At 67.3% G+C, this 6,553-nt stretch carries 5 protein-coding genes and 1 pseudogene; 3 read left to right on the plus strand and 3 right to left on the minus strand.

Translation table 11 applies throughout. The features are described 5' to 3' along the window. Positions 1 to 161: 161 nt before the first annotated feature. Together FFS27_RS26205 and FFS27_RS26210 are read right to left on the minus strand one after the other, a co-directional pair. Positions 162 to 1,532 carry a DUF1329 domain-containing protein gene (locus FFS27_RS26205; protein ID WP_003138206.1) on the minus strand — a complete coding sequence of 457 codons (1,371 nt, stop codon included), beginning with the start codon at positions 1,530 to 1,532 and terminating at the stop codon, positions 162 to 164. Positions 1,533 to 1,588: 56 nt separating this feature from the next. Further along, entirely contained in the window at positions 1,589 to 3,346 is a 1,758-nt protein-coding gene (locus FFS27_RS26210; RefSeq protein ID WP_003102337.1) for a DUF1302 domain-containing protein, read from the minus strand. Between the two features lie 284 nt (positions 3,347 to 3,630). Between FFS27_RS26210 and FFS27_RS26215 the strand changes: the two genes are divergently transcribed. The 3 genes from FFS27_RS26215 to FFS27_RS26225 all read left to right on the plus strand — a co-directional run bounded on the left by FFS27_RS26215 (position 3,631) and on the right by FFS27_RS26225 (position 6,250). Beyond that, on the plus strand, positions 3,631 to 4,374 hold the full coding sequence (locus FFS27_RS26215; protein ID WP_003119583.1) for an AraC family transcriptional regulator: 744 nt from the start codon (positions 3,631 to 3,633) through the stop codon (positions 4,372 to 4,374). Positions 4,375 to 4,464: 90 nt separating this feature from the next. Beyond that, positions 4,465 to 5,871, plus strand: a complete 1,407-nt coding sequence (locus FFS27_RS26220; RefSeq protein WP_003138204.1) for an NAD(P)/FAD-dependent oxidoreductase — start codon at positions 4,465 to 4,467, stop codon at positions 5,869 to 5,871. Positions 5,872 to 5,905: 34 nt separating this feature from the next. Then, positions 5,906 to 6,250, plus strand: coding sequence for a cupin domain-containing protein (locus FFS27_RS26225; protein ID WP_021265111.1), 345 nt, complete (start codon positions 5,906 to 5,908; stop codon positions 6,248 to 6,250). A 19-nt stretch (positions 6,251 to 6,269) separates the two neighbouring features. Here the strand turns inward: FFS27_RS26225 and FFS27_RS26230 are convergent. Continuing rightward, positions 6,270 to 6,553 (minus strand): annotated as a pseudogene (locus tag FFS27_RS26230) (crotonase/enoyl-CoA hydratase family protein); the annotation flags it as partial.

Consider the following 6,553-nt stretch of genomic DNA (forward strand, 5'->3'; position numbering starts at 1 on the left):
CGGCTCGGTCATGGCAGTGCTCTTGTTCTGTCGAAGCGCCTTGCCGGGAGCCTAGACCGCGCCTGCCCCGCTGCTGAACGATGATTGCGCCGGGTGATGGGCCGTCATAACGAACGAGCGCGTCGGCACAAGCCGCCACGCTCGTCGCGACTGGGCGGGACTCAGCGTACCCCTGCGTTGCGCAGGGCGGCCGGCGTGTAGTCGGCGGACGAGGCCTTGAAGCCGAACTCGTAGCCGCGCTTCTCCTCGTTGTTCATGCCCAGCGCCAGGTAGCGACCGGCTATCACGTCGTAGAGCGCCTCCAGGGTGTAGCCGGCGACCTTCTGGTCGTAGTGGTACTGCGCGTGGCCCTCGCCGACCCGCCAGAGCTGGCCGCGACCGTCGTAGTGGTCGACCAGGGCGATCTGCCAGCTGTCCTCGTCGATGTACATGTGGCGCTTGGCGTAGATGTGCCGCTCACCCGGCTTCACCGTGCCGACCACTTCCCACACCCGGTGCAGCTCGTAGCGGGTCAGGTCCTGGTTGATGTGCCCGGCCTTGATGATGTCGCCGTACTTCAGGGTCGGGTCGTTGAGCTTGTAGGCGTTGTAGGGGATGTACATCTCGCGCTTGCCGACCAGCTTCCAGTCGTAGCGGTCCGGGGCGCCGGAGAACATGTCGAAGTTATCCGAGGTGCGCAGGCCGTCGGCGGCGGTGCCCGGGCCATCGTAGGCCACCTGCGGGGCGCGCCGCACGCGGCGCTGGCCGGCGTTGTAGACCCAGGCCAGGCGCGGCTCCTTGACCTGGTCGAGGGTCTCGTGGACCAGCAGCACGTTGCCCGCCAGGCGCGCCGGCGCGGTCACCTGCTGCTTGAAGAAGGTGAGGATGTTGGCCGCCTTGCTCTGGTCGAGGTCAGGCATGTTCTGCGGGAACGCCACCGACTCCTCGAAGCGGATCGGCGTGAAGCTGCCGTTGGTCTGCGGGGTGGCCTGGACGATGATGCGCTTGAGGTTGCCGCCGCGGTAGCGGGTGATGTGGTTCCAGAGCACTTCGACACCGTTCTTCGGGATCGGGAAGGCGTAGTAGCGGCTCTTCTCGAAATTCGACAGGCCGTTGCCGTCGTTGATCGGCTGCACGTTCAGCGCGCTCTGCCTGACCGCCTCGTCGATCTCGGCCGGCAGGGCCACCGTGCGATGGGTCTTGTACACCGGGATCCGGTAGGTCTCGGGGTAGCGCTTGAACATCGCCAACTGGCCGTCGGAGAGCTTGTCCTTGTATTGCTCGACGTTCTGCGCGGTGATGGTGAACAGCGGCTTCTCGTCGGCAAAGGGATCGGAAAGGAAACCCTTGCCGTCGACCTTGCCGGCGCTGGCCGCAAGGCCGCCGGTCCAGGCCGGGATGCTGCCGTCGGCGTTGCCTTCCTTCTGCGCGCCGATGGGGGTCAGGCTGCTGCCGAGCTTGGCGGCCTCGTCGGGCGAAACCGCCGCCGTCACCGAACCGGCCAGCAGGCTGAGGGCCAGCGCCCCGGAGGACAGGAGTCGTGCTGTTTTCATGCGTCGTTATCCTTGTTCGTATCCGCGAAAGCGGCCGCCCCGAGGGGCGGCGGACCTCAGAAGTTCACCCCGAAGCTCACCGCGAGGAAGTCGCGGTCGTTGATCGGGTTGTAGTTGCCGCCGAAGAAGTCGGTGTAGCTGATGCTGGCGGTATAGGTGTTCTGGTAGTCGGCATCGAGGCCGACGCTGACGGCCTTGGCGCCCTCGCTGAAGTTCGGCCCGTAGCCCTCGACGTCGTGCGACCAGGCCAGGTTCGGCTTCAGGTTGACCCCGGCGAACACGTTGGGATATTCGAGGATCCCGCGCAGGCGGTAGCCCCACGAGTTGCGGGTGTAGAAACCGTGGCTGTTGCACTCCTGCGGGTTGGCCACGTTGAGCGCGCCGGTGCACAAGGCGTTGTTCGGCAGTTCGCCGATGCCGTAGATGGCGTCGCGGCCGTAGCGCAGGTCGTCGCCGTCGACCCCGCTGAGGTGGTTGTAGCCGACTTCGCCGACCACGGTCAGGCGGTCGGCCGCCAGTACCCGGTCGAAGAACTGGGTGACGGTCACCTGTGCCTGGGTCACCGGCTTGCGCACGTAGCCGTTGATCACCTCGCCGGCGCGCGGGGTGGCGAAGCCGCTGTCGTAGATCGGGTTACCGAACAGGGTGGTCGGGTAGATCGCGGCGATCGACATGTCGGTGCTGTTGATTTGTAGCGGCATGTTCGGCCGGTAGCTCAGCTCGCCGGCCACCGAGGTGCTGCCGATGTTGGTCTGGAAGCTCAGGCCGTAGAGGCGGATGTCCTCGGGATAGTCGATGAAGTAATAGCCGGTGGAGCGCCCGGTGACCGGGTCGGAGGTGGCCAGGCCGTTGCCGGCGATCACGCTGTAGTACGGGTTGCGACTGTGGTAGTTCATCGCGTACAGGCCGAACTCGGTGTCGTTCAGCTCCGCCGCGTACCAGCGCAGGGCCAGGCCCCACTGGCCGCTGTCGCGGGCATCGCGATCGCCGGCGCGCGGCAGGTAGCGGTAGCCGTTGGCCGGGTTCGGGTCGAAGTCGCTGCCGGCGTAGACCATCCGCTCGCAGCCATCGGCGACCACGTCGGTGGTGGAGAAGAAGGTGCCGCAGTTGTCGATCACCGTCTGGTCCCATTCCAGTTGGTAGAAGCCTTCGACGGTCAGCGCGTCGCTGATGCCCTGGGACAGGTAGAGCATGTTCACCGGGATCAGGCCTTCCTTGATCTCCGCGCCGGGCCGGCGGAACGCGGCGACGTCCATCGGGTTGATGCTGTTGATCGAGTTCTGGATGAACGTGCTCTCGCCCCAGCTCACCACCTGCTTGCCGACCCGCACGCTGCCGGGCAGGTCGCCGATGCTGTAGTTGTGGTAGAGGAAGGCATCGAGCAGCTGCGCCCCGGAGGACTTGGCGCCCTCCTTGCGGTTGTGGTCGTCGATGTCGTAGAGCAGGCGGTGTTCGTCCTTCAGCTCGAAGTCGTACCAGTACTTGCCACGGAAGAACGCGCCGGTGTCGCCGTACTTGAGTTCGAGATCGTGGATGCCCTTGAAGATCTTCGAGAAGGTTTCACCCTTCTTGAAGTTGAGCCGGCCGTCGTCGGAGGTCTGCGACGAGGCGTGGCCGCCGTTGCGGGTGCCGATGTAGTCCTTGTCGGCGGAACGCATGGACCAGCTGGCCCCCACCGACAGCGACGAGTCGAATTGCCCTTCGATCTCCCCGATGTTGAATGACACGGCCGAGGCCTGGGTGGCGCAACCCAGGGCTGTGGCCGCAGCGAGTGCGTGCAGAGGGAAGATTCCGCGCCTTTTTGTTGTTGTCATGCGGCTCTCCTGACAGGGTCGAGGTGGCTACACCCTACCCAGCGACCCGAACGGCGGTAAGCGCACCAAGGAGGTATTCCGGCTGTCGCCCGAAAGAGTGAACAGGGGCCCTGGAAAGCGCCTCGGCGAACGCCATATGCAGGATGGATACGCCGTCATCCAGTGCATGGATGACGGCGCGGCACTGTTCCGCCGGCGGCGGCGATGGCATCCTTCGCTGCATGCAGCCCGAACAGACCATTCCCGCCGACCGCGACCTCGCCGACGCCACCCGCGAGACGGTCATGCGCTACCACCTCAGTTGGAAGCACCGCGACATCGACGCAGTGATGGCGCTCTATCATCCCGAGGTCGAATACAACGACTTCTTCCAGAACCGCCGGATGCGCCTGGCCGATCTTCGCGAGTACGTCGAGGCGACCATGCCCAAGGGCCCCGACGAGTCGCTGGAGCACACCGACCGTATCCGCTTCGACGGCGATACCGCCTTCATCCAGTACCGCCTGCGGGTGACCCTCAGCGGCCGCCTGGCTTCGTTCCGCGCCAGCGAGGCGATCACCGTGCGCGACGGCCTGATCTGGCGCATCAACGAATACGCCTCGCTGGTCCACGAAAGCGGCGGCGGAGCCCAGGCCGGCGGCGACGGCCGGCCGCCGGCCAGCCGCCTGGGGCTTTCGGCCAAGCAGCTGAGCCTGCTGGCGCGCGACCTGGAGCACTACTTCCAGCAGGCCCAGCCCTATCTCGATCCGGACCTGGACCTGACCCAGGTGGCCAACGCCACCGGTTATACGCGCAACCAGATTTCCTACCTGCTCAACCAGGTGCTCGGCCTGAGCTTCTACCAGTACGTCAACCAGACCCGCCTGCAACACCTGCTCGGCCAGCTTTCCGGCGAGCTGCCCGGACGGGTCGACGAACTGGCCTTCGCCGCCGGCTTCAATTCGCTGTCGGCCTTCTACCGCTGCTTCCGCCAGCACACCGGCCAGTCTCCGCGCGAATACCTGAAGCGCCTGTCGTCGCGCCGCTGAGATTTCCCAGCGGACCCGCGCGCACGACAGGCGCACGGCATCTTCCTACTCTCGCCGCATTCCCCCTTCCCTCTCGCGATGGAGCCCTCTATGTCGGCCTGGCGCCACCTCAGCCTGTGGATGAATCAACTGGACGATCCGCTCGAAGCGCGCCCGTCCCTGGAAGAATCCCTCGAGGTCGACGTGGCCATCGTCGGCGCCGGCTACACCGGCCTCTGGACCGCCTATTACCTGAAGCGCCGGGCGCCGCAGTTGCGCGTCGCCATCGTCGAGGCGGAAACCGCCGGCTTCGGCGCCTCGGGGCGCAACGGCGGCTGGCTGATGGGCAACCTGCTCGGCGAGGACGGCCTGCTCGCCGGCTTGCCGCCGGAACGGCGCCGGGCCGGCTACGACCTGCTACACGGGATTCCCGACGAGGTCGCGCGGGTGCTGCAAGAGGAAGGCATCGACTGCGACTACCGCAAGGGCGGCGTGCTCTACTGCGCGGCGCGCTACCCGGAACAGGAACGCCGCCTGCGCGCCTATCTGCATGATCTCTATGCCGAAGGCCTGGACGAAAGCGACTACCGCTGGCTGACGCCGCAGGAACTCGACCAGCAGTTGCGCATCCCCGGCAGCTACGGGGCGATCCATTCGCCGCACTGCGCCACCATCCAGCCGGCCAGGCTCGCGCGCGGCCTGGCCCGCGCGGTGGAGCGCCTGGGCGTGCGGCTGTTCGAGAAGAGCCGGGTGCTGCACTGGCAACGCGGCCTGCTGCGCACCGAGCGCGGCGAACTGCGCGCCGAATGGATCGTGCCGGCGGTGGAAGGCTATGCCGCCAGCCTGCCGCCACTGGGCCACTACCAGTTGCCGGTGCAGAGTCTGCTGGTGGCCACCGAGCCGCTGCCGTCGTCGGTCTGGGCGGAGATCGGCCTGGAGCGCGGCCAGGCCTTCAGCGAATTCAGCCGCCAGGTCACCTACGGCCAGCGCACCGCCGACGACCGCCTGGCCTTCGGCGCGCGGGGCGGCTACCGCTTCGGCGGCAAGCTGCGCAACGACTTCAGCCTCGACGACGAGGAAGTCGGCCTGCGTCGCTACCTGTTCGGCGAACTCTTCCCGCAGCTCAAGGACGCCAGGATCAGCCACACCTGGGGCGGCAACCTCGGCATGGCCCGGCGCTTCCGCCCGCACATGCTGCTCGACCGCGCCAGTGGCATCGCCCTCTCCGGCGGCTACGGCGGCGAAGGGGTCGGCGCCAGCAACCTCGGCGGCCGCACCCTGGCCGCGCTGATCCTCGGCGAGGACAGCGAGCTGCTGCGGCAGCCCTGGGTGCTGGGCGAGCGTCCACTGGACAGCCTGGCCCGCTGGGAACCGGAACCCTGCCGCTGGCTCGGCTACAACGCGATCATCCGCAGTTTCGTCCATGAGGACCGGGTCCTTGCCGATCCGCACAGCGCGCCCTGGCGCCGCAGCCTGGCGCAAACCCTCGCGGCCGGCATGGAAAGCCTGATGCGCTGAGAATCCCCTCCACCTCCCACAGAGGAAAAACCGCATGGCCCTGACCCTTCTGAAAAATACCGCCGGCGCCGATCTTGGCGCCGCCAGCCCGGTCGCGGTGCCCCTTGGCGAGCCGGTCGCGCAGACCCGCGCCTACGCCGTGGAGCACACCGACCAGGTGGAAACCGGCATCTGGGAATGCACCCCCGGACGCTGGCGGCGGCAGATCGTCGAGCAGGAGTTCTGCCACTTCCTGCAAGGCCGCTGCACCTTCACCCCGGACGGCGGCGAGACCATCCGCATCGAGGCCGGCGATGCCCTGCTGCTGCCGGAGAACAGTCTCGGCGTGTGGGATGTGCAGGAAACCGTGCGCAAGAGCTACGTGATCATCCACCGCTAGCCCGGGCGGCGCGACGGCGTCACTCGAAGCGCCCGTGGCGCCCCTCGCCGTCCTTGAAGCGCTGCGCGCCCTCCAGGGTCTCGCCGCTCTCGATCACCGCCAGTCCGCCCTGGAATTCGTTGGCCAGGGCCACGTCGAAGGACAGTTCCCACTGCGCATATACGCTGGCGCGGTCGGCGAGCATGCAGGTCTGCGGGAAGGCGGCGAGTTCCGCCGCCAGCTCCTCGGCCTCGGCTCGCGCCGAACCGCTCGGCACCACCCGGTTGGCCAGGCCGATCTGCAACGCTTCGTCGGCCTTCACCG

The organism is Pseudomonas sp. 2VD (assembly GCF_005503585.1).
Lineage (GTDB): Bacteria > Pseudomonadota > Gammaproteobacteria > Pseudomonadales > Pseudomonadaceae > Pseudomonas > Pseudomonas aeruginosa.

Excerpts from the sequence above, each read along its gene's own strand:
- FFS27_RS26210 (WP_003102337.1), bottom strand. The coding sequence starts at position 3,346 with ATGACAACAACAAAAAGGCGCGGAATCTTCCCTCTGCACGCACTCGCT.
- FFS27_RS26225 (WP_021265111.1), top strand. The coding sequence starts at position 5,906 with ATGGCCCTGACCCTTCTGAAAAATACCGCCGGCGCCGATCTTGGCGCC.
- FFS27_RS26220 (WP_003138204.1), top strand. The coding sequence starts at position 4,465 with ATGTCGGCCTGGCGCCACCTCAGCCTGTGGATGAATCAACTGGACGAT.
- FFS27_RS26205 (WP_003138206.1), bottom strand. The coding sequence starts at position 1,532 with ATGAAAACAGCACGACTCCTGTCCTCCGGGGCGCTGGCCCTCAGCCTG.
- FFS27_RS26215 (WP_003119583.1), top strand. The coding sequence starts at position 3,631 with ATGCGCTACCACCTCAGTTGGAAGCACCGCGACATCGACGCAGTGATG.